General features: G+C 72.2%; 17 protein-coding genes. 3 read left to right on the top strand and 14 right to left on the bottom strand.

From position 1 onward, the window contains the following. Window positions 1-52: 52 nt before the first annotated feature. Window positions 53-2,929 carry a vitamin B12-dependent ribonucleotide reductase gene (locus AC5677_RS28810; RefSeq protein ID WP_497190816.1) on the bottom strand — a complete coding sequence of 959 codons (2,877 nt, stop codon included), beginning with the start codon at window positions 2,927-2,929 and terminating at the stop codon, window positions 53-55. 123 nt (window positions 2,930-3,052) lie between these two features. Continuing rightward, on the bottom strand, window positions 3,053-3,592 hold the full coding sequence (gene nrdR / locus AC5677_RS28805; protein WP_497190815.1) for a transcriptional regulator NrdR: 540 nt from the start codon (window positions 3,590-3,592) through the stop codon (window positions 3,053-3,055). A gap of 505 nt (window positions 3,593-4,097) precedes the next feature. Between nrdR and lexA the strand changes: the two genes are divergently transcribed. After that, window positions 4,098-4,898: a transcriptional repressor LexA gene (gene lexA / locus AC5677_RS28800; RefSeq protein ID WP_046925652.1), complete on the top strand. Its 801-nt coding sequence runs from the start codon at window positions 4,098-4,100 to the stop codon at window positions 4,896-4,898. Window positions 4,899-5,045: 147 nt separating this feature from the next. On the opposite strand, the gene AC5677_RS28795 is transcribed toward lexA, so the two are convergent. The 5 genes from AC5677_RS28795 to AC5677_RS28775 all read right to left on the bottom strand — a co-directional run bounded on the left by AC5677_RS28795 (window position 5,046) and on the right by AC5677_RS28775 (window position 13,211). After that, window positions 5,046-7,016, bottom strand: a complete 1,971-nt coding sequence (locus AC5677_RS28795) for an ATP-dependent DNA helicase (RefSeq protein WP_497190814.1) — start codon at window positions 7,014-7,016, stop codon at window positions 5,046-5,048. Between the two features lie 52 nt (window positions 7,017-7,068). Beyond that, on the bottom strand, window positions 7,069-8,835 hold the full coding sequence (locus AC5677_RS28790; RefSeq protein ID WP_497190813.1) for an IucA/IucC family protein: 1,767 nt from the start codon (window positions 8,833-8,835) through the stop codon (window positions 7,069-7,071). A 129-nt stretch (window positions 8,836-8,964) separates the two neighbouring features. Continuing rightward, a complete protein-coding gene (locus AC5677_RS28785; RefSeq protein ID WP_497190812.1) occupies window positions 8,965-9,666 on the bottom strand; it encodes a GNAT family N-acetyltransferase in 702 nt (233 codons plus the stop codon). 87 nt (window positions 9,667-9,753) lie between these two features. Then, complete coding sequence (locus AC5677_RS28780; protein WP_497190811.1) at window positions 9,754-11,820, bottom strand: IucA/IucC family protein; 2,067 nt, start codon at window positions 11,818-11,820, stop codon at window positions 9,754-9,756. Next, window positions 11,817-13,211 (bottom strand): diaminobutyrate--2-oxoglutarate transaminase family protein, encoded by a 1,395-nt coding sequence (locus AC5677_RS28775; protein WP_497190810.1) that lies wholly within the window; start codon window positions 13,209-13,211, stop codon window positions 11,817-11,819. Before AC5677_RS28775 ends, AC5677_RS28780 begins: the two co-directional genes overlap by 4 nt. 283 nt (window positions 13,212-13,494) lie before the next feature. Here AC5677_RS28775 and AC5677_RS28770 point away from each other — a divergent pair, with 283 nt between their 5' ends. After that, window positions 13,495-14,697, top strand: a complete 1,203-nt coding sequence (locus AC5677_RS28770; protein WP_497190809.1) for a trypsin-like serine peptidase — start codon at window positions 13,495-13,497, stop codon at window positions 14,695-14,697. A gap of 133 nt (window positions 14,698-14,830) precedes the next feature. Here the strand turns inward: AC5677_RS28770 and hflX are convergent, their stop codons facing one another. From hflX to miaA, 6 genes are all read right to left on the bottom strand, one after another. Next, a complete protein-coding gene (hflX, locus tag AC5677_RS28765) occupies window positions 14,831-16,318 on the bottom strand; it encodes a GTPase HflX (protein WP_497190808.1) in 1,488 nt (495 codons plus the stop codon). 248 nt (window positions 16,319-16,566) lie between these two features. After that, on the bottom strand, window positions 16,567-18,099 hold the full coding sequence (locus AC5677_RS28760) for a M1 family metallopeptidase (RefSeq protein ID WP_497190807.1): 1,533 nt from the start codon (window positions 18,097-18,099) through the stop codon (window positions 16,567-16,569). Between the two features lie 109 nt (window positions 18,100-18,208). Then, window positions 18,209-20,389, bottom strand: coding sequence for a RelA/SpoT family protein (locus AC5677_RS28755; RefSeq protein WP_497190806.1), 2,181 nt, complete (start codon window positions 20,387-20,389; stop codon window positions 18,209-18,211). 168 nt (window positions 20,390-20,557) lie between these two features. Then, complete coding sequence (gene dapF / locus AC5677_RS28750; RefSeq protein ID WP_497190805.1) at window positions 20,558-21,430, bottom strand: diaminopimelate epimerase; 873 nt, start codon at window positions 21,428-21,430, stop codon at window positions 20,558-20,560. A 64-nt stretch (window positions 21,431-21,494) separates the two neighbouring features. After that, the gene (locus AC5677_RS28745) at window positions 21,495-22,049 is read right to left on the bottom strand and encodes a hypothetical protein (protein ID WP_497196789.1); all 555 of its coding nucleotides are present in this window, start codon (window positions 22,047-22,049) and stop codon (window positions 21,495-21,497) included. A gap of 108 nt (window positions 22,050-22,157) precedes the next feature. Then, window positions 22,158-23,096, bottom strand: coding sequence for a tRNA (adenosine(37)-N6)-dimethylallyltransferase MiaA (gene miaA / locus AC5677_RS28740; protein ID WP_497190804.1), 939 nt, complete (start codon window positions 23,094-23,096; stop codon window positions 22,158-22,160). Window positions 23,097-23,286: 190 nt separating this feature from the next. Between miaA and AC5677_RS28735 the strand changes: the two genes are divergently transcribed. Further along, window positions 23,287-23,580 carry a hypothetical protein gene (locus AC5677_RS28735; protein ID WP_497190803.1) on the top strand — a complete coding sequence of 98 codons (294 nt, stop codon included), beginning with the start codon at window positions 23,287-23,289 and terminating at the stop codon, window positions 23,578-23,580. Window positions 23,581-23,636: 56 nt separating this feature from the next. Here AC5677_RS28735 and AC5677_RS28730 read toward each other — a convergent pair whose 3' ends face one another. Next, the gene (locus AC5677_RS28730) at window positions 23,637-24,347 is read right to left on the bottom strand and encodes a class III extradiol dioxygenase subunit B-like domain-containing protein (protein WP_497190802.1); all 711 of its coding nucleotides are present in this window, start codon (window positions 24,345-24,347) and stop codon (window positions 23,637-23,639) included. Window positions 24,348-24,423: the final 76 nt, after the last annotated feature.

The raw sequence follows: 24,423 nt of genomic DNA, 5'->3' as shown, positions 1-24,423 counted from the left end.
TTTCCCCGGCCACCGCCTCGTGCGTTATTCAGTTATCGCGCGCTGTCCGGAATCAGCTGCATCCGCTCGTGGACCCGCAGCCCTCGCACAGGTAGCAGCTGCCGGCCCGCTGCATCTTGGTGCCGCAGGAGAAGCAGAGCGGTGCGTCGGCGTTGATGCCGAGCTGCATCTCGACCAGTTCGGCGTTGGTGTGCGCCTGCTTCGGGGCCGGTGCCGCGGCCTCCTCGACGACCTTGGCCGCCGGGGTGGCCTTCGGGGGCTCGGTCTGGAGCGGTGCGGACTGGGCCAGACCCTCGACGTCGACCTCGTCGTCGGAGGGCTCGTACGAGCCGGTCTCCAGGTGGCGCGTGCGCTCCTCGACGGAGTGGATGCCGAGCGCCGAGCGGGTCTCGAAGGGCAGGAAGTCCAGCGCCAGGCGGCGGAAGATGTAGTCGACGATCGACTGGGCCATCCGCACGTCCGGGTCGTCCGTCATACCGGCCGGCTCGAAGCGCATGTTGGTGAACTTCGAGACGTACGTCTCCAGCGGCACGCCGTACTGGAGGCCGACCGAGACCGCGATGGAGAAGGCGTCCATCATGCCCGCGAGGGTCGAGCCCTGCTTGGACATCTTCAGGAAGACCTCACCGAGACCGTCGTCCGGGTAGGAGTTGGCGGTCATGTAGCCCTCGGCGCCGCCGACCGTGAAGGAGGTGGTGATGCCGGGACGACCCTTCGGGAGGCGCTTGCGGACCGGGCGGTACTCGACGACCTTCTTCTCGGCGACCGGCTCGGCCTCGGCCTTCTTCTCCTCCTTCTTCTTGGCGGAGAGGGGCTGGCCGACCTTGCAGTTGTCGCGGTAGATCGCGAGCGCCTTCAGGCCGAGCTTCCAGCCCTCGAAGTAGACCTCCTCGATCTCCTCGACGGTGGCCGTCTCGGGGACGTTGACCGTCTTGGAGATCGCACCGGAGAGGAACGGCTGCGCCGCGGCCATCATGCGCACATGGCCCATGGCGGAGATGGAGCGGACGCCCATGGCGCAGTCGAAGACCTCGTAGTGCTCCGGCTTGAGGCCGGGGGCGTCGACGACATTGCCGTGGTCGGCGATGTGGGCGACGATCGCCTCGACCTGCTCGGGCTGGTAGCCGAGCCGCTTGAGCGCCTTGGGGACCGTGTTGTTCACGATCTGCATGGAGCCGCCGCCGACCAGCTTCTTGAACTTGACCAGCGCCAGGTCGGGCTCAACGCCGGTGGTGTCGCAGTCCATCATCAGGCCGATGGTGCCGGTGGGGGCGAGCACGGAGGCCTGGGCGTTGCGGAAGCCGTTCTTCTCGCCGAGGCGGAGGACGTCCTGCCAGGCCTCGGTGGCCGCGGCCCAGACGGGCGTGTCCAGGTCGTCCATGCGCACCGCGGTGCCGTTGGCGTCGGAGTGCTGCTTCATGACGCGCTTGTGGGCGTCGGCGTTCCGGGCGTAGCCGTCGTACGGGCCGACGACCGCGGCCAGCTCGGCGGAGCGCTTGTAGGAGGTGCCGGTCATCAGGGAGGTGATGGCACCGGCGAGCGCGCGGCCGCCGTCGGAGTCGTAGGCGTGGCCGGTGGCCATCAGCAGGGCGCCGAGGTTGGCGTAGCCGATGCCCAGCTGGCGGAAGGCGCGGGTGGTCTCGCCGATCTTCTCGGTGGGGAAGTCGGCGAAGCAGATGGAGATGTCCATCGCGGTGATGACCAGCTCGACGACCTTGGCGAAGCGCTCGGCGTCGAAGGACTGGTTGCCCAGGTCGTCGTCGCGCAGGAACTTCAGGAGGTTGAGCGAGGCGAGGTTGCACGAGGAGTTGTCCAGGTGCATGTACTCGCTGCAGGGGTTGGACGCGGTGATCCGGCCCGACTCCGGCGAGGTGTGCCAGTGGTTGATGGTGTCGTCGTACTGGATACCGGGGTCGGCGCACGCCCAGGCGGCCTCGGCCATCTTGCGGAACAGGCCCTTGGCGTCGACCTCTTCGATGACCTCGCCGGTCATCCGGCCGCGCAGGCCGAACTTCGAGCCGGTCTCGACGGCCTTCATGAACTCGTCGTTCACGCGGACCGAGTTGTTGGCGTTCTGGTACTGGACGGACGTGATGTCGTCGCCGCCCAGGTCCATGTCGAAGCCGGCGTCGCGCAGCGCGCGGACCTTCTCCTCCTCCTTCACCTTGGTCTCGATGAAGGCCTCGACGTCCGGGTGGTCGACGTCCAGGACGACCATCTTGGCCGCGCGGCGGGTGGCGCCGCCCGACTTGATCGTTCCTGCGGACGCGTCGGCGCCGCGCATGAAGGAGACCGGGCCGGAGGCGTTGCCGCCGGAGGAGAGCAGCTCCTTGGAGGAGCGGATGCGGGAGAGGTTCAGACCGGCGCCGGAGCCGCCCTTGAAGATCATCCCCTCTTCCTTGTACCAGTCCAGGATCGACTCCATGGAGTCGTCCACGGAGAGGATGAAGCAGGCGCTGACCTGCTGCGGCTGCTGGGTGCCGACGTTGAACCAGACCGGGGAGTTGAAGCTGAAGACCTGGTGGAGGAGGGCGTAGGCCAGCTCGTGCTCGAAGATCTCGGCGTCCGCCGGGGAGGCGAAGTAGCCGTGGTCCTCGCCGGCCTTGCGGTAGGTCTTGACCACCCGGTCGATGAGCTGCTTGAGGCTCGCCTCGCGGGTCGGGGAGCCCACCGCGCCGCGGAAGTACTTGCTGGTGACGATGTTGACCGCGTTCACCGACCAGAAGTCGGGGAACTCGACGCCTCGCTGCTCGAAGTTGACCGAGCCGTCGCGCCAGTTGGTCATGACGACGTCACGGCGCGCCCACTCCACCTCGTCGTACGGATGCACGCCGGGGGTGGTGTGGATGCGCTCGATGCGCAGCCCCTTGCTCGCCTTGCTGCCCTTGGCGCGGGAGCCTCGTGCCGGGCCGCTCGCCGTCTCTGTCATTCCGCCTCCCTGTATACGGGCAAACGCCCATATGTGCGCACGCATTCCGTGGCACGGTGTATGTCTTTCTGATGCCGGGGCCGCCTGCTCTGGCCCCGGCCAGGTCCTGGATGTGCGCCGAACTCAGTCGGCGGTGGGGGCAGGCCCCACGGGCACGGCGAGGGCCGGGCCGCCGGCCTCCCCGTGGGTGCCGCAGTCCTGCCCGGGCGGGCTCTGCTCGCGCTGCTCCCGCAGCTCGGTGATGGCCGCCTCGAAGTCCTCGAGCGAGTCGAAGGCCCGGTAGACGGATGCGAAGCGCAGGTAGGCGACGAGGTCCAGCTCCTGGAGCGGGCCCAGTATGGCGAGCCCGACGTCGTGGGTGGACAGCTCGGCGCTGCCGGTGGCACGCACCGCCTCCTCGACCCGCTGGCCGAGCTTGGCGAGGGCGTCTTCGGTGACCGGGCGCCCCTGGCATGCCTTGCGCACTCCCGCGATGACCTTGTTGCGGCTGAAGGGCTCGGTGACCCCGCTCCGCTTGATCACCATCAGGGACGCCGTCTCGATGGTCGTGAAGCGGCGGGCGCAGTCGGGGCACTGGCGGCGCCGGCGGATCGACGTGCCGTCATCCGTGGTGCGGCTGTCGACGACCCGGCTGTCGGGGTGCCTGCAGAAGGGGCAGTGCATGGCTCCACCCTCCTCACCCTCGTATACGGGCGTACGCCATCGAACCCCGGCGTACGACTGAATGGCACCGACCGGTCCTCGCAGGCCCTTCGGAGCAGCCACCAGCATAGGCGATCCCCGGGGCCGCGAAGGACCAGGCACCACAACTTGTAGGCGGCGAACCGCATCTAAGCACTAGATGTGGTGTCTCGGCGCTTATAGCCGCCTACCGCGTGTCGCGGCGGCGGCGGGCCGGTCAGCCGCTGAAGAGCGTACGGGAAGCCACCCGGGCGGCGGGCCGCAGGGGCGGGGATGACAGAATCGGTGACGGCACGGGCGGGGACGGCCGACGGAAATCGCGGACGAAAGCCTGCACCAAAAGCCCGAATTGCTTTTTCGCCATACACCTAGCTACTTGATCGGGTCAGCCAATCAGCGACTTTTTCACTCGAACGTGTGTTTGGCGCAACCTTTCGAAAGCAACTACCGTTGGCTAACTAGGGAGAACATTTCGAGAGGGGCCGACGTGACCACCACCGCAGACAGCGCGACCATCACCGCACAAAGCCACTCCCAGAGCCGGTTCGAGCATCCGCAATCGGCACGCAACACGCCGATGGACGACGCCACGTTGGACTCCGAAGAGCCGAAGCCCACCCGCTCGCTGCCCGGACGGCCGCCAGGGATCCGGGCCGACAGTTCGGGGCTCACCGACCGGCAGCGCCGGGTGATCGAGGTGATCCGGGATTCGGTGCAGCGGCGTGGCTATCCGCCGTCGATGCGGGAGATCGGCCAGGCGGTCGGGCTGTCCAGCACGTCATCCGTCGCCCACCAGCTGATGGCCCTGGAGCGCAAGGGCTTCCTGCGGCGCGATCCGCACCGCCCCCGCGCCTACGAGGTCCGCGGCTCGGACCAGACCACCAGCGCGACGACGGAAACGGCCGGCAAGCCCGCGGCGTCGTATGTGCCGTTGGTCGGCCGGATCGCCGCCGGCGGCCCGATCCTCGCGGAGGAATCGGTCGAGGATGTCTTCCCGCTCCCCCGCCAGCTGGTCGGCGATGGCGAGCTGTTCGTGCTGAAGGTCGTCGGCGACTCCATGATCGAGGCCGCGATCTGCGACGGCGACTGGGTCACCGTCCGCCGCCAGCCGGTCGCCGAGAACGGCGACATCGTCGCCGCGATGCTGGACGGCGAGGCCACCGTCAAGCGCTTCAAGCGCGAGGACGGCCATGTGTGGCTGCTGCCGCACAACGCCGCCTACCAGCCCATCCCCGGTGATGAGGCAACGATCCTCGGCAAGGTGGTGGCGGTGCTGCGCCGCGTCTGACCCCCGCCCACAGGACAGCCCCGGGACCACTGCGCCGGTTCCGGGGCTCTGTGTTGTGCGCCTAAGCCGGCGCCGCTTTCGCGGAGGTGGTTGATCTTCGGTGGGGGTTGCTCAAGCGGTGGTTGCGGTACCAGCGGTCGTGGGTGGCTAGGCTTCTGCGTCCTTCGCCGCCTTGTCGATGGCTGCCAGTGACCGGCGTACCTGGTTGCGGTCCGTGGTGTACCAGAAGTCCGGCATGGACTTGCGCAGGAAGGAGCCGTAGCGGGCGCGCTCGACCCGGGGGTCCAGGACCGCGACGACACCGCGGTCGCCGGTGGCGCGGACCAGGCGGCCCGCTCCCTGGGCCATCAGCAGGGCCGCATGGGTCGCGGCGACCGCCATGAAGCCATTGCCGCCGGCCTCCTCCACGGCCTTCTGCCGGGCACTCATCAGCGGGTCGTCCGGACGCGGGAACGGCACCCGGTCCATCACCACCAGCTGACAGCTCGGCCCCGGGACATCGACGCCCTGCCACAGGGACAGCGTGCCGAACAGGCACGTACGGGGATCGTCGGCGAAGGCCTTGATCAGCTCGCCGAGCGTGTCCTCGCCCTGGAGGAGGACCGGCATGTCCAGACGGCCGCGCAGCGCCTCGGCCGCGGCCTGGGCGCCGCGCATCGACGAGAAGAGCCCGAGCGTCCGCCCGCCCGCGGCCTCGACCAGCTCCGCGAGCTCATCGAGCATGTCCTGGCGGTTGCCCTCGCGGCCGGGCTGGGCGAGGTGTTTGGCGACGTAGAGGATGCCCTGCTTCCCGTAGTCGAAGGGGGAGCCCACGTCCAGGCCCTTCCAGGGCGGCGCGTCCTCGGCCTCGGTGCCTTCGGGGGCGAGGCCGAGGGAGGCGCCGACGCCGTTGAAGTCGCCGCCCAGCTTGAGGGTGGCGGAGGTGAGGACCACCGAGCGGTCGGCGAAGAGCTTCTCCCGCAGCAGCCCGGAGACCGACAGCGGCGCCACCCGCAGGGACGCGCCGAAACGGTCATGGCGCTCGTACCAGACCACGTCGTATTCGGAGCCGTTGGCGATGCGCTCGGCCACGGCGTGGACGTTCTCCACCGCGGCGAGGGCCTGCTTGCGGACGGCGTCCTCGTCCTGGACGGATTTGTCCCGGGTCGAGCCGAGCGCGGTGATGACCGTACGGGCCGCATCGCGCAGCGCCATCAGGCAGTAGCCGAGCTCCTCGGGGATCTCCTCCAGGCGGCCCGGCAGGGCCAGCTCCATCAGGCGCTCGAAGGTCTCCGACGCGGTCTGGAGCTGGTCGGCGGCCTTTTCGTTGACGAGTTTCGCGGCCCGGCGCACGGCGCGGTTGACCTGGCCGGGGGTGAGCTCGCCGGTGGCGACGCCGGTGACCCGGGAGACCAGCTCATGGGCCTCGTCGATGATCAGAACCTCGTGCTGCGGCAGGATCGGCGCGCCCTCGATGGCGTCGATCGCGAGCAGTGCGTGGTTGGTGACCACCACATCCGCGAGCTTGGCGCGCTCCCTGGCGGCCTCGGCGAAGCACTCCGCACCGTAGGCGCACTTCGAGGCGCCCAGGCACTCCCGGGAGGAGACCGAGACCTGGCCCCAGGCGCGGTCGGAGACACCGGGGGTCAGCGCATCGCGGTCGCCGGTCTCGGTCTCGTCCGCCCAGTCGCGCAGCCGCAGCAGGTCCTTGCCGAGCTTGCTGGTGGGCGTCGCCTGCTCGAACACGTCGAAGAGGCCGTCCTCCTCTTCCTGCGGGACGCCTTCGTGCAGACGGTGCAGGCAGAGGTAATTGGAGCGGCCCTTGAGCATGGCGAACTCGGGGCGGCGGCGCAGCTGCGGATGGAGCGCCTCGACCGTACGCGGCAGATCGCGCTCGACCAGCTGGCGCTGCAGCGCGAGGGTGGCCGTGGCGACCACCACTCTCTCGCCGTGCGCGAGGGCCGGGACCAGATAGCCGAGCGACTTTCCGGTGCCCGTGCCGGCCTGGACGAGGAGATGCGATTGATCATCCACCGCCTGGGCGACGGCCTCGGCCATCGCCACCTGGCCGGGGCGCTCGGTGCCGCCGACGGCGGTGACGGCGGCGTGCAGCAGATCGGGGAGAGAGGGCTTCGTCATAGCGCTTGCAAGCCTACGCGGGACCTCTGACAGCCGACGCCGGCCGGAGCGGTCACAGGGCGTGCAGGGGATTGGGCACGGTGCCGTGCACGGCGGCGTGCGGGCGCTCGTGGCGGTCGCGGTAGCCGTCGACGTGCAGCCGGTTGCGGTTCAGGCACAGCCGGGCGATACGCGGGGTGAGCAGGTCGAACGTCTCGTGCCGCTCCTTCAGACGCGGGAAGCGTTCGTGGTGGCGCAGGATCTCCGCCCGCACGAGTGACCAGAACTCCCCCTCGGGAACGCCGAGTTGTTCCTCACACAGCGGTGCCAGATAGCGGAAGACGCCGACGAACAGGCCGGAGTGGAGGAACTGGATGAGGAAGGAGGGCGGTTCGGTCAGCAGCACCGCCCGTACCTCCTCCGACATGGAGTCGTGCTCGGGCAGCGGCACGGAGCTGGTGTTGACGTCGTCGACGAAGTCCTTGACGGCGAGGCGGGTGGGGATGTCGTGCTCGTCGAAGACGACGATGGCGTTCTCGCCGTGCGGGGAGAAGACCGTGCCGTACTGGTAGAGGAAGTGCAGCAGGGGCGGCAGGAGGGCGGCGAAGAGCCGGCGCAGCCAGACGCGCGGGGCCAGGCCCGAGCGGTGGACCAGTTCGGCGGTCAGGGCGCGGCCGGACGGGTCGGTCTGCAGGAGCGAGGCGAGGGTGCGGGCGCGTTCGCCGGGGTCGAGGCTGGGGGTGACCGGCTCGCGCCAGATACAGCCGAGAAGCTCCTTGAATTGGTACGGGACGCCGGGCAGCCGGTCGTAGAGGGGGTGCTCGACGGTGACGGAGGCGATCTCGCCGAGCAGGATCACCCGGGTCTCGTCGCGCAGATACGGGTCCTCGTCGCGCAGGCCGTGGACCCAGCGGGTGACGGCGGGGGCGGCGAGGGTGCGCTCGGTGGGCAGTCCGCGCCAGACGAGGGTGTTGAGGATGGACAGCGGCAGCTTGACCGTCCGGCCCTGGGGGCGGCTGATATTGGTGAAGGTGCGGATCGACTGCTGCGGGAGCCTGAGGTCGTTGTCAGTGGGCAGCGCGATGATGGATCCGTCGGCGAGCTGCGGCGCGAAGAGCGGGGCGATGGTCTCGTCCCACTGCCAGGGGTGCACGGGGAGGTAGAGGTAGTCGGCCGGGTCGCGGCCCAGGGAGGAGACGGTGCGGGCGAAGGTGTCGCGGACGGCGGGGGTGAGTTCCTCGCGGTAGAGACGGTCGGGGGTGGCGAGGGTGGGAATACCGCGGTAGTGGGCCAGGCTGTGGTGCGCGGCCAGCCAGGGCAGCCGCTCGGGGGTGCGGGCCTCCGGTGCCCAGTGCGCCGCGTCGGCGGCCGAGAAGCCGAGCCGTCCCTTGTTGGCGACGAGCCAGGGGTGGCCGGTCTGGTGGCCTTCGAGGGAGGCGTAGTCCAGGTCGGCGAGGTCGGCGGCGCTGAGGGCGGCGGCGTCGAGGCGGGTGTCCGCGGCGAGGGTGGCGGTCAGCTCGCGGATGAGGTGGCCGGTGGTGTCGCCGGACAGGCCCAGCACGGTGTCGTGGGCGTGCGTGAGGAAGCGGAGGGGGTCCGCGTCGGGGGCGAGGGAGCCGGGGTCGACGCGCCAGTGGCCGTACGCGCCGCGGCGGGCCCGGAAGCGGTAGACCAGGTCGTCGGTGACGGGCAGGCGGTAGCGGGGGGTGCCGTCGGGGGCGGTGCCGTCGGGCTCGGGGGTGAGGATTTCCTCGTACGCGAACTCCGCCAGCATCTTGGCGAAGAGTCGGCGGCCGGCGTGCTGCCAGGTGGTGTGCGGGGGCTGGGACGCGGGAGACAAGGCGGGACTCCTCGAAGCGGGACGGGCCCGGCACGTACGGGGGACAACCGGGGCGGTGGACGGGGCCATGTGGTGCGGCGGGCTGAGGGCCGGGGCCGTCGAGGGACGACGCCCGGGGCGGAGCGGGGGTCAGAGCATGTGCCGGTGGGCGCGGTCGCGGATCATCAGCGCCGCGCGTTTGTCGGGCAGTTCGATCTCGTCGGAGTAGTGGAATCCCGCGCTCAGGAAGGCCGCCACGGAGGCGGTGTTGCGCAGGTCGGGCTCGGCGATGACGCGGTGGCAGAGGGGGCGGTGGTCCAGGACGAGATCGGCGGTGGCGCGCAGCAGGGTGCTGCCGAGGCCGCGGGCGCGGTTGGCGGCGTCGGCGATCAGGAGGTGCAGGCCGGTGTCCTGGGGCCGGGCCGGGTAGTGGCGGGCGAGGGGGTCCAGGTCGGCGCGGTAGATCTCCCAGTAGCTCATCGGGACGCCGGCCAGCACGCCGAGGCAGGGCAGGCTGCGGCCGTCGCCGTGCAGCTGGGGGCGGAGATGGGCGGCGGTGACCTCGGGGGCGCCGGCCAGCTCCCAGAAGGCGGCGACGGCCGGGTCGTTCATCCAGCCGGCGATCCGGTCGAGATCGCGGTCCAGGCGGACGGGGACGAGCGCGAACGGCCCGGCGGGGGTGTCGGCCGTGGCCCCGTCGGCCAGGTTGGCGAGCGGGGCGCCGGCGGTCGGGGTGGCGACCTGGGCCGGCGTCCGGGGCTCCTCGGCGCACCATGCGCTCCATTCGGACGGGAGCTGCAGGGTGAGGGGGTCTTCGGAGCCGGTGCTGAGGCCGGGGTCGGTGGATGGCACGGCGACGCTCTCCTCTCGTGGCGGTCTCCCGCGGGGCCTTGTGGGTCGCGGGCGGTGCCTGGGGCCGGGGGCGGTGGGTCGGCGGGGCTAGGTGGCGAGGGGGTTGGGCACGGTGACGTAGACGGACTGGGTGTCGACCGGGCCGACGAGTTCGTCCAGGCCGTGCAGCCGGGTGGCGAGGTTGGCCTTGCAGCGCAGCGTGCGGGCGGTGAGCAGGTGCTCGGGCAGGGTCGAGCGGTGGGTGCGGGGGGCCGCGGCGGCGTCGGCGAGGAAGCGGCGGAAGGCGGCGAGCAGGATCTCCTCGCGGATCAGGCGCTGTGCGCCGAAGGCGCCGATGAGGCCGAGGACGTTGTTGATGCCGAGGTAGTAGGCGAAGCGTTCGTCGGTGACGTCATCGGCGACGAAGGTGTCGCTGGTGGCGCCGATGCCGGGCAGCCGCCGCTGGAGGTCGTCGCGTCGCGATGCGCGGAAGTAGTAGCCCTGGTTGTCGCGGTAGCGGCCGCCGACCGGCCAGCCGTCGGGGTCGAGCAGGACGAGGGTGTTCTGCTGGTGGGCCTCCAGGGCGACGCCGGCGGTGCCGTCGAGCCACAGGACGGGCCGTACGACCGCTTCGAGATAGCGCAGGAACCACTCCGTGGCGACGGCGTCCTGGGGGCGGCCGGTGCGGGCGCTGAGCGTGGCGACGAGGTCTTCGAGGCGGGAGCGTACGCCCTGGTGTCCGGGCCAGGGCCGGGGCGAGGTGAGTCCGGCGATGCAGACGGCGTCGTCGGTGGTGGTGAAGGGGTTGTGCCGGATGACGACGTCCAGGCCCTGGACGGGGCGGCCGTCGAGGCCGTCGACGGCGATGTAGGCCGGGTCGCGGATGATGTCGAAGCCCGGGTGGACGGCCTGCCATTGCTCGGCGAGGCCGGTGCGCAGCAGCCGGTGGACCTCGACGCCGCGTTCGAGTTCCTTGCGGAGGTTCTCCCGGCGGGAGTTGGTGATGCGCAGGCCGAGGGAGAGCTTGAGCATGGCGTCCGCGTCGGGGCGGTAGACGGTGCGTACGGAGGAGGTGGGGTGCCAGAGGGAGCCGTGCGGGCCGAGGTCGTGGAGCAGGCCCGCGTCGCGGAGGGCGGTGATGTCGGGGCGGCCGGCGAGTTCGCGGGCCTGCCAGGGGTGCAGCGGCAGCGGCACGGTGTCGTCGGGGAGCTGGAGGGTGCCGTCGGCGAGGCCGACGGCGAGGCGTTCGGCGGGGACGGGCTTGCCGCGTTCGGTCCAGGCGGAGTCGGTGGCGAGGACGGAGCGGTGGACGGCCATCCAGTGGAGCGGGAAGGCGCCGCGGAGTTCGGGCGAGTAGGCGCGGGTCTCGGCTTCGGTGAGGCCCTCGCGGCTCTTGGGGGTGGGGTGCAGCGGGTGGCCCAGGAGGAGGGACTGTTCGGCTTCGAGGAAGAGGGAGGCATGGGCGTCGGCCGGGCGGGTGCGGCGGTCGGCGAGGAAGACGGCGGTGCTGCGGACGGAGGCCGCGACCCGGCCGACGAGTTCCGCGCCGTCGCCCTCGGGTGCCTGTGGCCGCTCGCCCTCGGGCGCGTGGTGCCGTTCGCCGGGCGGTGGCGGCGCCGGGTCGCCGGCCGGCCGCTCCTCGCCGTCCGGTGCCCGGCGCTCGCCGCCGTACGCGGCCTCGCGGCGCAGCAGTGCGGCGACGGTGACGGCGTCCAGGGGCTCGGCGGTGGCCGGGGCGCCTTCGAGGGACGGGGCGCCGAGGCGGTGCCAGCCGGTGGGCGACCAGTAGCGGACGGGGAGGTGCAGGGCGGTGCCGCTGGCGTACAGCGGGATGCGCAGCCGGCCGCCTGCGGGGCGGCGGGCGCCGCTCTCGCGGATCCAGCAGCGCAGCAGGCTCTCGATCCCGGCGGCGTCGGCGGCGGCCGCCGGGTCGGGGTGGTCGAGGGGGTCGGCGGTGCGGGTGTCGGTGTGGGCGGTGCCGCAGGGGCGCGGGGCGCCGTGGCCGGCGGCCGGGGGGCGGGTCTGGCGGTCCTCGAGCGGCTGGTGGCAGGCGTCGTCGTCCGCGGTGTGCCGCTGCTGGCGCGGCACGGTCGGTTCGGTGGTGGCGCCGGCGCACTGCTGGGCGGGGAGTCGCTCGGCGGCCGGGGTCCCCTCGGGACCGGGGCGTTCGTTCATGGGGAGGTGCCTCGCATTGTCGTGGGGGACGAGCCCGTCGGCCCGGGGGTGGTGCGGACCGCCGCCTCGATGGCGTCGGCGAGGCGGTCGAGGATCGCGTCCGCCTGTTCGTCGGTGATGGTCAGGGGTGGCAGCAGACGGACGACGGAGGAGTGCCGGCCGCCCAGTTCGACGATCAGGCCGCGGTCCAGGCAGGCGCGTTGGACGGCGGCGGCGAGTGCGGGGTCGGCGGGGCGGGCGCCGCCGGTTTCGGCGTCGGCGTCGCGGTCGACGAGTTCGACGCCGAGCATCAGGCCGCGGCCGCGGATGTCCCCGATGCAGTCGTGGTGGGCGGCGAGCGATCCGAGCCGGGCGAGCATTTTGGCGCCCAGCTCCTGTGCGCGGCGGGCGAGTTGGTTTTCGCGTACGTAGGCGAGGGTGGCGCGGCCGGCGGCCATGGCGAGCTGGTTGCCGCGGAAGGTGCCGGCGTGCGCGCCGGGCTGCCAGGTGTCGAGTTCGGCGCGGTAGACGATGACGGCGAGCGGCAGGCTGCCGCCGATCGCCTTGGACAGGACGAGGACGTCGGGCACGATCCCGCTGTGCTCGATGGCCCAGAAGGTGCCGGTGCGGCCGACGCCGGTCTGCACCTCGTCCACGATCAGCGGGATCTGCCGGTCGGCGGTGAGCTGTCGCATCCGCCGCAGCCAGCTGTCGGGTGCGGGGATCACGCCGCCCTCGCCCTGGACGGGTTCCAGGATCATCCCGGCGGGCCGGGTCACGCCGCTTTTGTCGTCGTCGAGCAGGCTCTCGGTCCAGCGGGCGGAGAGTTCGGCGCCGCGTTCGCCGCCGGTGGCGAAGGGGCAGCGGTAGTCGTAGGGATAGGGCAGCCGGGTCACGGTGGTGTGCCGCGCTCCCCCGGAGGCCGCGAGCGCCTCGGCCGTCATGCCGTGGTAGGCGCCGGAGAAGGCCATCAGGCCGTCCCTGCCGGTCGCCGTGCGGACGAGTTTGAAGGCGGCCTCCACGGCGTCCGTGCCGGCCGGTCCGCAGAACTGCACGCGTGCCGTTTCGGCCAATTCCCGCGGCAGCGTGGCGAACAGCTCGGTGACGAAGTCGTCCTTGACGGGGGTCGCCAGATCGAGGATGTGCAGCGGCGCGCCGGAGTCGAGGACCGTACGGATGGCTTCGAGCACGACGGGGTGGTTGTGCCCGAGTGCCAGCGTGCCGGCGCCGGAAAGGCAGTCGAGATAGCGGCGGCCGTCGGCGCCCTCGATGGTCAGCCCGCGGGCGCGCACCGGGACGATGGGCAGGGAGCGCGCGTAGGTACGGGCGGCGGATTCACGCAGGGACTGGCGGCGCAGGATCCCTTCGTGGGCCGACGGCACCACCGTCGGCACGGTTTCGGTCAACGCCACGGCAGTTGTGTCCTCCTGCTGGTGTGCTGTTGGATGCCCCGCGGGCCGTATGAGCTGCCCGGCGGTCCCCCGTACGTACCAACGACGCTTCGGACGGTGGATCACGGCCGGCGTCAAGATCCTTGCGGTGGCGGAACCGGGGACCCGGCTGCCGTCGTCTTGGTCGGCACCGGCATAGTGAGGGGTCGCGCCGGGATCTTGGGGGTCATGACAAGTTCACACCGGCGCACCTCAGCACGGGCAACACCAGCCAGTTCAGAACACAACAGGGGGAAAGTCACCCATGCGATCCATACGTCGGCCAGTGATGGCCGCCGCCGCTCTCACCGCCGTGGTGGCACTGACCGCAACCGGCTGCGGACCGTCGGACGAGCCCGCGAACGACAAGCCGACCAACGCGGCCGGGAACACTTCGGGCGGGGGTGACTTCAAGATCCCCAAGGACCTCCAGGACAAGCTCAAGGAACACGGCATCGACCTGGACAAGTGGAAGAACGGCGAGTGGAAGAACTGGGACAAGGACAAGTGGCTCCGCGAGGCCGGCCAGTTCATCAACCCGATCATCAAGGACTTCTGGAACCCGGACAAGATCGGTAAGGCCAAGCCGCCGCAGGACCACACCACGCCGGGTGATGTCTCCGAGGACCAGGGCAAGACCGATCCCGAGCCTTCCGCCGTCCCGGCCAAGGCCGTCGCGACCCCGTACGACGAGACGGCGCCCGGCATCGGCCTGCTGGTGTTCAACATGCCCAGCGAGGACGGCAAGGGCACGAGTGAGGCCCGCTGCTCCGCGACGGTCGTCAAGGACCCGGCGCACCCCGGTAAGTCCAACCTGGTGTGGACCGCGGCGCACTGTGTGCACGCCGGCAAGAACGGCGGCTGGTACCGCAACCTGGTGTTCGTCCCGAGCTTCAACAAGACGGGCGGGACCGCCGACAACATCAAGAACAAGCCGTTCGAGGAGCGCGTCCCCAAGGGCAAGTGGTGGGCCGACGACCTGGCCACGTCCAAGGAGTGGATCAAGGACGGCGGCGCCGTTCCGGGCGTGCCGATGGCTCCGTACGACTTCGCGCTGATGCACGTCAAGCCCGAGGAGAACACCGGCGGCAAGTCGCTGGAGGAGATCGCCGGCGGTGCGTACGACGTCAACTTCAACGCGCCGGCGATCGGCAAGATCCCGAGCCTGACCGCGCAGGGCTACCCGGCCGAGCCGCCGTTCGACGGTGCCTCGCAGCAGCAGTGCACCGACAAGCCGACCCGCCTGTCGCTGGACGCCAAGAAGCCGACCATGTACCGGATCGGCTGCACCATGACCGGTGGCTCCTCCGGTGGTCCCTGGTTCGCCAAGGGCCCCGACGGCAAGCCGCAGCTGATCTCCAACATGTCGATGGGACCGCGGCCCGCCAAGTGGGCGGCCGGCCCGCACCTGGGCCCCGAGGCCAAGTCCATCTTCGACGCGATGAGCAAGAAGTGGGCCAACAAGTAGCACGCTGAGGGCCGGGTGCCCGCGCCGGAGCGCGGCGGGCACCCGGCCCCGCACCGCACAGGGCATGACGAAGGCCCGCCCCGGGTTTCCCCGGGGCGGGCCTTCTTGTGCAGGTGCGTGCGTACCGTACGGGCTAGGCGGCCGGTACGAACGGCTCGAACTCCGCGGCCAGCTCTGCGTGCACCCGGGCCTTGAGGACCGTGCCGTCCGCGGTGTGCTCCTCGGAGATGACCTCGCCCTCGGCGTGTGCCCGCGAGACCAGGGCGCCCTGGGTGTAGGGCACCAGCGCCTCGATCTCGACCTGCGGCCGGGGGAGTTCCTCGTCGAGCAGGGTCAGCAGCTCCGCCATGCCCTGGCCCGTACGGGCCGAGACCGCGATGGCGTGCTTCTCGTTGCGCAGCAGGCGCTGCAGCACCAGCGGATCGGCGGTGTCCGCCTTGTTGATGACCACGATCTCGGGCACGTCCGTCGCGCCCACCTCGCGGATCACCTCGCGTACGGCGGCCAGCTGCTCCTCCGGCACCGGATGCGCGCCGTCGACCACATGGAGGATGAGATCGGAGTCGCCGACCTCCTCCATCGTGGAGCGGAACGCCTCGACGAGGTGGTGCGGCAGATGCCGGACGAAACCGACGGTGTCGGCGAGGGTGTAGAGCCGTCCGCTGGGCGTCTCGGCCCGCCGGACGGTCGGGTCCAGGGTGGCGAACAGGGCGTTCTCCACCAGCACGCCGGCGCCGGTGAGGCGGTTGAGCAGGGAGGACTTGCCGGCGTTGGTGTAGCCGGCGATGGCGACCGAGGGGATCTTGTTGCGCCGGCGTTCCTGGCGCTTGATGTCCCGGCCGGTCTTCATCTCCGCGATCTCGCGGCGCATCTTGGCCATGCGCTCGCGGATCCGCCGCCGGTCCGTCTCGATCTTGGTCTCACCGGGACCACGGGTGGCCATACCGCCGCCCGAGGAACCGGAGCCACCGCCACCCATCTGACGGGACAGCGACTGGCCCCAGCCGCGGAGCCTGGGGAGCATGTACTGCATCTGCGCCAGCGAGACCTGCGCCTTGCCCTCCCGGGACTTGGCGTGCTGGGCGAAGATGTCGAGGATCAGGGCCGTCCGGTCGACGACCTTGACCTTGACGACGTCCTCGAGGTGGATCAGCTGGCCCGGGGAGAGCTCACCGTCGCACACCACGGTGTCCGCGCCGGATTCCAGCACGATGTCGCGCAGCTCCAGCGCCTTGCCCGAGCCGATGTACGTGGCCGGGTCGGGCTTGTCACGCCGCTGGATGACGCCGTCGAGCACGAGGGCGCCGGCGGTCTCCGCCAGCGCGGCGAGCTCGGCCAGCGAATTCTCCGCGTCGCTCACCGTCCCCGTGGTCCATACGCCGACGAGCACCACGCGCTCCAGGCGGAGCTGCCGGTACTCGACCTCGGTGATGTCCTCGAGCTCGGTGGACAGGCCCGCCACACGGCGCAGCGCGGCACGGGCCGAACGGTCGTACTGGTCGCCGTCGCGCTCCCCGTCGATCTCGTGGCTCCAGGCGACGTCCTCTTCCATCAGGGCGTCGGCCCGAAGGCTCTCCGGGAGGCGCTGCCGGTCCTGCGGAAGGGAAGAAGAGGAGGTCATTTGATCCTTTGTGTCGTTGGGAGGTCCCGTCGGGGACCGGGCGGTCCCGCTGGGGCTGTCGTCGCTGATACTGCGGCTTTCGACAAGCACAACGTCCCGGCCTCCCGGGAGATTCCCGGCCGGCCGTCGGCGTCGTCGACCCGAAGATGGTCGCACGGCCCGTTACGGCGCGTCACGCGGGTTTCCGGCGTTTTCCGGCGGCGGGGCCCGCTGTGCCTCGGACGGCCCACCGGGCGGGCCCCTGCCGGTCAGTGCGGCTGCTTGGCCTGCCACTCCGGGTGGCCCGGCATCGGCGGGGTCTTCGCGCCGTAGAGCCAGCCCTGGAAGAAGCCGGTCAGGTCCTGGCCGGAGATCTCGGAGGCCAGGCGGACGAAGTCGGCGGTGCCGGCGACGCCGTCGCGGTGGCGGGTGACCCAGGTGCGTTCGAGTCGGTCGAAGGCCTCGGGGCCGATCTTGTCCCGCAGGGCGTAGAGGACCAGTGCGCCGCCGTCGTAGATGGACGGCCGGAAGATGCTGATCTTCTGGCCGGGCTGGGCGGCCTTGGGCACGGCGGGCGGGCCGCCGTCGGCGCGCCAGCCGTCCGACTGCTGGTAGGCGCGCTGCATCCGCGTGTCGAGGGGGGCCCGGCCGCCGCCCTTCTCCTGGGCGTAGAGCGCCTCGTACCAGGTGGCGTGGGCCTCGTTGAGCCAGACGTCGGACCAGCGGTGCGGGCTGACGCTGTCGCCGAACCACTGGTGCGCCAGCTCGTGCACCATGACGGACTCGACGTACCAGTCGGGCAGCCGGCCGGTGAACAGGCCCTTCTCGAAGAGCGAGAGGGTCTGGGTCTCCAGCTCGAAGCCGGTGCGGGCGTCCGCGATCAGCACCCCGTAGTTCTCGAAGGGGAAGGCGCCGATCTTGCGTTCCATCCACGCCAGCTGGTCGGGCGTCTTGGCCGCCCAGGGGGCGAGCGCCGCGCGGTGCGCGGTGGGGACGACGTTCCGTACGGGCAGGCCGTGCGGTCCCTCGGCCCGCAGCACGGTGGAGCGGCCGAGGGAGACCTGCGCCAGTTCGGTGGCCATCGGGTGGGCGGTGCGGTACGTCCAGACGCGGCGCGGGCCGCGCTCGCTCTGCTCGGAGGGCTCTCCGTTGGCGACGGCCGTCACGCCCTGGGGTGCGGTGATCCGGAAGGTGAAGTACGCCTTGTCGGAGGGGTGGTCGTTGCAGGGGAAGACGCGGTGTGCGGCGTCGGCCTGGTTGGCCATGGCCAGCCCGTCGCCGGTGCGGATCCAGCCGCCGTCGCCCGTGCCGCGCGGGTCGCTGGTGTGCCGGACGACGATCTTCAGCTCTTCTTCCGGGGAGACGCCGGCGGACGGGATGATCACCAGGTCCTCGCCGTGCTGCTGATGGCGGGCGGGCCGGCCGTTGACCTCCACGGACTGGACCGTGCCGCGGGCGAAGTCGAGGTTGAGCTGGTCGAGTGCCTCGGTGGCGCGGGCGGTGATCTCGGTGACGGCGTTCAGGGGGCGGTCGTTGTGGCCGGAGTAGTCCAGGTCGACGTGGTAGGACGTGACGTCGTAGCCCGGGTTGCCGAGGGTGGGGAACAGCCGGTCGCCGATGCCGCGCGCACCGGGGGCGCCGGAGGGCGGGGCCGCGCCGAGGAGGGTGACGGCGGCCAGGGAGAGGGCGGTGGCCCGCCGGCCGGCCCGGGACGGGATCCAGCGACGCACGAGGCGGGCCGCGGGATCGGGAACGGCGGGACGGTAGGGGTCGGGGGACGGTCGACGCGAGGGAAGCGACATGGGTTACGGCTATCAGCGCGGCTCCCCGGCCCGCGGGTGGCACGGCAGGACGGCACCCGAAAGGGCGGTGGTTCGGGCGTCCGGCTTACCTCCGGGTGCGGCGGTGTGATCAGGGGCGTAGGGCGGCGGTCGGCCTGGCCCGGCCCGCGCGCAACACGTCGAAGACGCCCGGGACTTCGCGCATCGCGCGCATCAGGGAGGGCAGCCCGGCGGCGTTCGGCAGATGCAGTGTGTAGGTGTGCCGTACCCGCTGCTCATGCGGGGGTTCGACGGCCGCGGACACCACGGCGACGCCCTGGGCGGCGATGGCTTCGGTGAGGTCGGCCAGCAGGTGCGGCCGGCTGAAGGCCTCGGCCAGGAGCGTCACCCGGCAGCCGTGGCCCGCCTTGCCCGCGCGCCGCCAGCGCACCCCCACCGGCTGCCGGCCGGTGGCCGCCATCCGTGCCACGACGGGGCACAGGGAGCGGTGCACGGTGACCGTGCCGCCCCGTACGGCGAATCCCGTGACGTTGTCCGGCGGCACCGGGGTGCAGCAGCCCGCGAGCCGTACGGAGGCGCCGGGCAGGTCGGCGACGGCCAGGACGGCGGCGGGGGTGACCGCGGCCGGATCGCCGGGTCCGGGGCCGGTGGTGGCGGGGGCCGTCCTGGGTGACACAGGGGGCGGCTCGCCGGCGTCGTCCCCGGTGGAGCGCGACAGCCACCGGGAGATGGCGAGCCGGGCGGCGGGGGTGCGGGCGTGGTCGAGCCACTCGGGTGCGGGCCCGGTGGCGGAATCCGGGGCGTCCGGCGCCATCAGGAGATGCAGGCTGTCGCCGTCGCGGAGGACGGTGGCGAGCGTGGCGAGGCGGCCGTTGACCCGGGCGCCGATGCAGCAGTGCGCCGCCTCGCCGTGCCGGGCGTAGGCGGCGTCCACGCAGCTCGCCCCGGCGGGCAGGCCGAGGGCGCCGTCGGCGGGGCCGTTCGCCGGGCCGCCCGCGCAGAAGACCGTGATCTCCAGGTCCTGTGCCAGGTCGTCGCGCAGCGAGCTCCAGAACGTGTCCGGGTCGGGTGTGGTGCGCTGCCACTCCAGGAGGCGCGAGAGCCATCCTGGGCGGGTGGGGTCGGCCCGCTCGCCGTCCGGGGCGTCCGGGCCGTCGGTCGGGGCGTACGGGTTGCCCAGTGCGATCACCCCGGCCTCGGCGACCCGGTGCATCTGGTGCGTACGGATCAGCGTCTCGGCGATCTCCCCCGATTCGCCGGTGACGGCGGTGTGCAGCGACTGGTAGAGGTTGAACTTCGGCGCGGCGATGAAGTCCTGGAACTCGGAGACGACCGGGGTGAAGCAGGTGTGCAGCTCGCCGAGGACCGCGTAGCAGTCGGCGTCCTCGGTGACCAGGACCAGCAGCCGCCCCAGGTCCGCGCCGGTCAGCTCGCCACGGGCCATCCGTACGCGGTGCACGGAGACGAAGTGCCGCGGCCGCACCAGGACTTCGGCCTGGATCCTGGCCTCGTCCAGGGTCGTACGGACCCGCGCGGCGAGGGCGGCGAGCGGGTCGGGGCGGCCGGCGTGTTCGCCGACCAGGCGGCGGGTGGCGGCGTACTCCTCCGGATGCAGGATGGCGAAGACCAGGTCCTCCAGCTCGGTCTTCAGCGCCTGGACGCCGAGGCGTTCGGCGAGCGGGATCAGGACGTCGCGGGTGACCTTGGCGATCCGGGCCTGCTTCTCGGGTCGCATCACGCCGAGGGTGCGCATGTTGTGCAGCCGGTCGGCGAGCTTGATCGACATCACCCGGACGTCGTTGCCGGTGGCGACCAGCATCTTGCGGAAGGTCTCCGGCTCGGCGGCCGCGCCGTAGTCGACCTTCTCCAGCTTCGTCACGCCGTCGACCAGATAGCACACCTCGTCGCCGAACTGCGCCTGCACCTGATCGAGCGTCACTTCCGTGTCCTCGACGGTGTCGTGGAGGAGGGAGGCGGTCAAGGTCGTGGTCTCCGCGCCGAGTTCGGCGAGGATGAGGGTGACCGCGAGGGGGTGGGTGATGTACGGCTCGCCGCTCTTGCGCATCTGGCCGCGGTGCGAGGACTCGGCCAGCGCGTACGCCTTGCTCAGGATGTCCAGACGGGCATCGGGATGATGGCGGCGGTGCACCTTGGCGACGTGTTCCAGGGCGTCGGGGAGGCCGTCACGGGGGGCCGTGCCGAGCAGTGCGGCGCGCCCGATCCGCCGCAGCCCCTGGACGTCCAGCCGGGGGCGGCCGCGCCTGCGGCCCGCTGCTTCGGCGTTATCAGGGTCAGTGGCCTCTGCGCTCATGGGCACCTCCGGCGGCGTCGACCGGCGGTGGGACGCCCTCCCTCGGAATCACGGAACGTCCGGGCCGGTGCTTGATGCTACCGAGCCCATCACGCACCGCTGTCCGTCTCTCGCTCAGCGTGAAACGGACCATCCATTCGAGCGAATTCGTGGGCGAAAGCGTGCCTGTCAGGCCAGCGCCGTGGTGAGCCAGGCCGGGTCGAAGGTGCCCTCGGCGACGATCTCGGCCGGTCCGGTCATCTCGACCGTGCCGTCGGGCAGCTCGGTGATCGAGAGGCGGCCGCCGAGGACGTCGACGGTGTAGGTGACGGGCAGTCCGGTCTCGGCGGGGTCGATGCCGTCCCGGCGGGCGGTGGCGACCGCGACCGCGCAGGCGCCCGTGCCGCAGGAGCGGGTCTCGCCGGAGCCGCGCTCGTGCACCCGCATCGCCACGTGCCGGGGCCCGCGGTCGGCGACGAACTCGATGTTCACGCCGTCGGGATAGACCGCCGCCGGGCTGAACGGCGGTACGGCCAGCAGGTCCCCGGCGTGCGCCAGGTCCTCGACGAAGGCGACCGCGTGCGGATTGCCCATGTTGACGTTGCGGGCCGGCCAGCTGCGGCCGTCCAGGGTGACCGTGACGCTCTCCTCGGGGAGCTCGGCGCGGCCCATGGAGACCGTGACATCGCCGGTCTTGGCGAGGTGGACGCGGCGGACGCCGGCGCGGGTGGCGATGGCGAGATCGCCGGGCTCGACCAGGCCGGCGTGCAGCAGATAGCGCGCGAAGACGCGGACGCCGTTGCCGCACATCTCGGCGATGGAGCCGTCGCCGTTGCGGTAGTCCATGAACCACTCGGCCTCGTCCGCCTGGTCGCGCGCCTCGGGGTGCGCGGCGGACCGTACGGCGTGCAGCACGCCGTCGCCGCCGAGTCCGGCCCGCCGGTCGCAGATCCGGGCGACCGCGGCGGCGGACAGGTCGATGCGGCCCTCGGGGTCGGGAACGATCACGAAGTCGTTCTCGGTGCCGTGGCCCTTGAGGAAGGCGATGCGCTGCGTGGTCACCCTTGAATCGTACGGGCGGACGGGGCCGGCGGCGCGGACGGGGTGCGCACGGGGTACCGCCGGGTCAGCGCAGCCGGGCCACGCGCCAGATGGCGAGCGCCGCCAGGACGGCCACCACCGCGGCGTAGCCGAGGACGACGAGCCAGCGGGCCCGGCGGTCCGATCCGCGCGGCGGCAGGCCCGGCCAGGTGTGGCCGGCGCGGCGGGCGGCCATCATGCCCCAGCCGGCGGCGCAGCAGCACAGCAGCAGGCCGAGCATCGCTATCACGGCGCCGCCGTCGCCGCCGAACTCGAAGGCGAGCGGGAAGCCGAACATCAGGGAGCCGACGGAGGCGAGCACCACGATCGGCGCGAGCTGCCACAGGCGCAGCCGACGGGGCGGGCGCAGCTCCCGGAAGGACTCGCCGCCCTCGGCCGGGGTGCCGGCGTCCGGGCCGTCCGAGTCGTTCAGGGTGCCCGCGTCGTCCAGGGCGCCGGACTCGGTCAGCGGGGCGTCACCGGGGGCGGGCAGGACGTCGTGAGCGTCCGGGCCGTCCTGGGTCAGCGGCATGCTGTCGGGCGTCGCATCGGCGTCGCCGTGGTCCGTTTCCTGGGTTCCGTTGCGAGGGCCGGCCTCCATTGCCACGTGCCCTCCCCACTGCAGACTGCACGCCTCGATCGAAGGTCGATGATGACACGCCCTCAGGGGGCCGGATGACGGCCGGAGCGTCCCGATGCCATGACGTGATCAGGCTGTGACCGGTCGTTCGAGCAAGGCAAGCGCGAGCCGCGGCAGGTCCGCGCGGTGGTCGGCGGCGCCGCTGAGCCAGTGGACGCGCGGGTCCCGGCGGAACCAGGAATCCTGACGGCGCGCGAAGCGCTTGGTGGCGCGCACCGTTTCCTCGCGCGCCTCCTGTTCGCTGCACTCCCCCGCCAGCTGGGCGAGCACCTGCTGGTAGCCGAGCGCCCGGGAGGCCGTACGGCCCTCGCGCAGCCCCTCGCGCTCCAGTTGCCGCACCTCGTCCACCAGGCCCGCGTCCCACATCCGGTCGACCCGGCGGGCGATCCGCTCGTCGAGTTCGGGGCGCTCGACGTCGACACCGATCTGGAGGGTGTCGTAGACGGCTTCGTGGCCGGGGAGGTTGGCGGTGAAGGGGCGGCCGGTGATCTCGATGACCTCCAGGGCGCGCACGATGCGGCGGCCGTTGCTCGCCAGGATGGCGCGGCCGGCCTCCGGGTCGGCGGCGGCGAGCCGGGCGTGCAGGGCGCCGCTGCCGTGTTCGGCGAGCTCGGCCTCCAGGCGGGCGCGTACCTCGGGGTCCGTTCCGGGGAAGTCGAGGGCGTCGATCGCGCCGCGGACGTACAGGCCGGAGCCGCCGACGAGGACGGGCGTGCGCCCCTCGGCGAGCAGCCGGTCGATCTCGGCGCGGGCCAGCCGCTGGTACTCGGCGACGCTGGCCGCGCGGGTGACGTCCCAGATGTCCAGGAGGCGGTGCGGGATGCCCTGCTGCTCCTCGGGCGTGAGTTTGGCGGTGCCGATGTCCATGCCGCGGTAGAGCTGCATGGAGTCGGCGTTGATGACCTCGCCGCCCAGGTGGCGGGCGAGCGCGACGCCCAGATCGGACTTTCCGGCCGCGGTGGGACCGACGACGGCGATGACCCGCGGAGCGGGAACGGCGGTGTTCACCCCGCCAGTCTCGCAAACATCACGCCCCGGTCCCGAATGAGCGACGTGACGGGGCACGCATGACGTCGTTGCCTGTTCGAGGTCCCGAGAGCCGGCGCACGACCGGCGGTCGCGGGCGGCGCAACAGGGCGCTCCGCGCGAGGCGGGATTTCACCCACATGAGCACGGCATTGGCATGGTTGGAGCAACAATGAGCCTGTTTTCGCTTTTCCGTCGGCGTAAGGGATCCGCGCAGCCCGAGGCGGCGGGCTCGTCCGCGCACGACGTGGAGCCGGCGGAGCCGGCCGCGGAGGCGGAGCCGGCCGAAGCGGCGGAGACCGGCAGCGGGCGGACGCCGGAGGAGCGGCCGGCCGAGGCGTCGGACGATGCGCTTGCGGCGGAGGGCGAATCCGGCAGCGGCACCCCCGAGAGCCCTGGCATCCCGCGTCAGCAGTCCGCGGGCGCGGCGGCCGACAGCGATGCCGCGGACGGCGCCCGCAAGTAGCGCAACGCTCAGGGGGCGACGGCCGGGCAGCCCGGCCGTCGCCCCCTGTGGTTGTCCTAGGACCAGCTCGCCACGAAGTAGCCGACGCCGTACGGCGCTTCCTCGCGGAGCAGCGCGCCCTGCAGGCCCGCGCCCTGGGCGGCGCCCGCCAGCACCTGCCAGCAGGCGCGGCCGGACGCCTGGAGGTCGAAGGCGAGCTCTTCGTCGAGCTCGGTGAGCGCGGCGGTGTCGGCGGCGCCCAGGGCGCGGGCCGCGGCGGCGTCGAAGGCCTCGGCCCGCTCGTCGAAGTACCCCGGCGCCTTCACGGTGCGGCGGGCGCTGCCGTCGCCCATCACCAGGAGGGCGACGCGGGGCGCGGAGGCGGCGATCTCGCGGCCCACCGGCAGGCAGCGTTCGCGGGTGAGCGGCTCTCCTATGCCCAGGCCCTCGACGGGCGCGTCGTCCCAGTCCGCGCGGGACAGCAGCCAGGCGCCGACGGCCAGCGACGGCGGGAGTTCCCGGTCGACGACGCCTTCGGCCGCGCCCAGCGGCACCTCGAGGTCCACCCCGAAGCCGCGGAACGAGCCGGTGGCGCCCTGCGGGTGCGGTCCCCGTCCCGCCTGCTCGGCCGGGCCGAGGACGATCAGCCGGTCCGGGCGGGCGGCGGCCAGTACACCGACCGCGTCGAGGCAGGCGGCCCGCAGCGCGTCCAGCTCGGGCGCGGCGCCGGCGGCGACCTCCGGGACGAGGAGCGGCGGGCAGGGGCAGATGGCGGCGGCTACGAGCATGACACGCAGCGTAACGCCCCGGGTGTGGGGCGCCGCGCCGTGGCTGCCGATTCGGCGGGCCGCCGCCTGACGTGCG

Source organism: Streptomyces sp. JLSY215 (genome assembly GCF_059682825.1).
The sequence above is the reverse complement of the archived record's forward strand: the minus strand, read 5'-3'. Positions and strand labels throughout refer to the sequence as shown.

Excerpts from the sequence above, each read along its gene's own strand:
- nrdR (WP_497190815.1), bottom strand. The coding sequence starts at position 3,592 with ATGCACTGCCCCTTCTGCAGGCACCCCGACAGCCGGGTCGTCGACAGC.
- AC5677_RS28745 (WP_497196789.1), bottom strand. The coding sequence starts at position 22,049 with ATGGAGGCCGGCCCTCGCAACGGAACCCAGGAAACGGACCACGGCGAC.
- AC5677_RS28810 (WP_497190816.1), bottom strand. The coding sequence starts at position 2,929 with ATGACAGAGACGGCGAGCGGCCCGGCACGAGGCTCCCGCGCCAAGGGC.
- AC5677_RS28735 (WP_497190803.1), top strand. The coding sequence starts at position 23,287 with ATGAGCCTGTTTTCGCTTTTCCGTCGGCGTAAGGGATCCGCGCAGCCC.
- AC5677_RS28760 (WP_497190807.1), bottom strand. The coding sequence starts at position 18,099 with ATGTCGCTTCCCTCGCGTCGACCGTCCCCCGACCCCTACCGTCCCGCC.
- hflX (WP_497190808.1), bottom strand. The coding sequence starts at position 16,318 with ATGACCTCCTCTTCTTCCCTTCCGCAGGACCGGCAGCGCCTCCCGGAG.
- AC5677_RS28770 (WP_497190809.1), top strand. The coding sequence starts at position 13,495 with ATGCGATCCATACGTCGGCCAGTGATGGCCGCCGCCGCTCTCACCGCC.
- AC5677_RS28780 (WP_497190811.1), bottom strand. The coding sequence starts at position 11,820 with ATGAACGAACGCCCCGGTCCCGAGGGGACCCCGGCCGCCGAGCGACTC.
- AC5677_RS28730 (WP_497190802.1), bottom strand. The coding sequence starts at position 24,347 with ATGCTCGTAGCCGCCGCCATCTGCCCCTGCCCGCCGCTCCTCGTCCCG.
- AC5677_RS28795 (WP_497190814.1), bottom strand. The coding sequence starts at position 7,016 with ATGACGAAGCCCTCTCTCCCCGATCTGCTGCACGCCGCCGTCACCGCC.
- AC5677_RS28755 (WP_497190806.1), bottom strand. The coding sequence starts at position 20,389 with ATGAGCGCAGAGGCCACTGACCCTGATAACGCCGAAGCAGCGGGCCGC.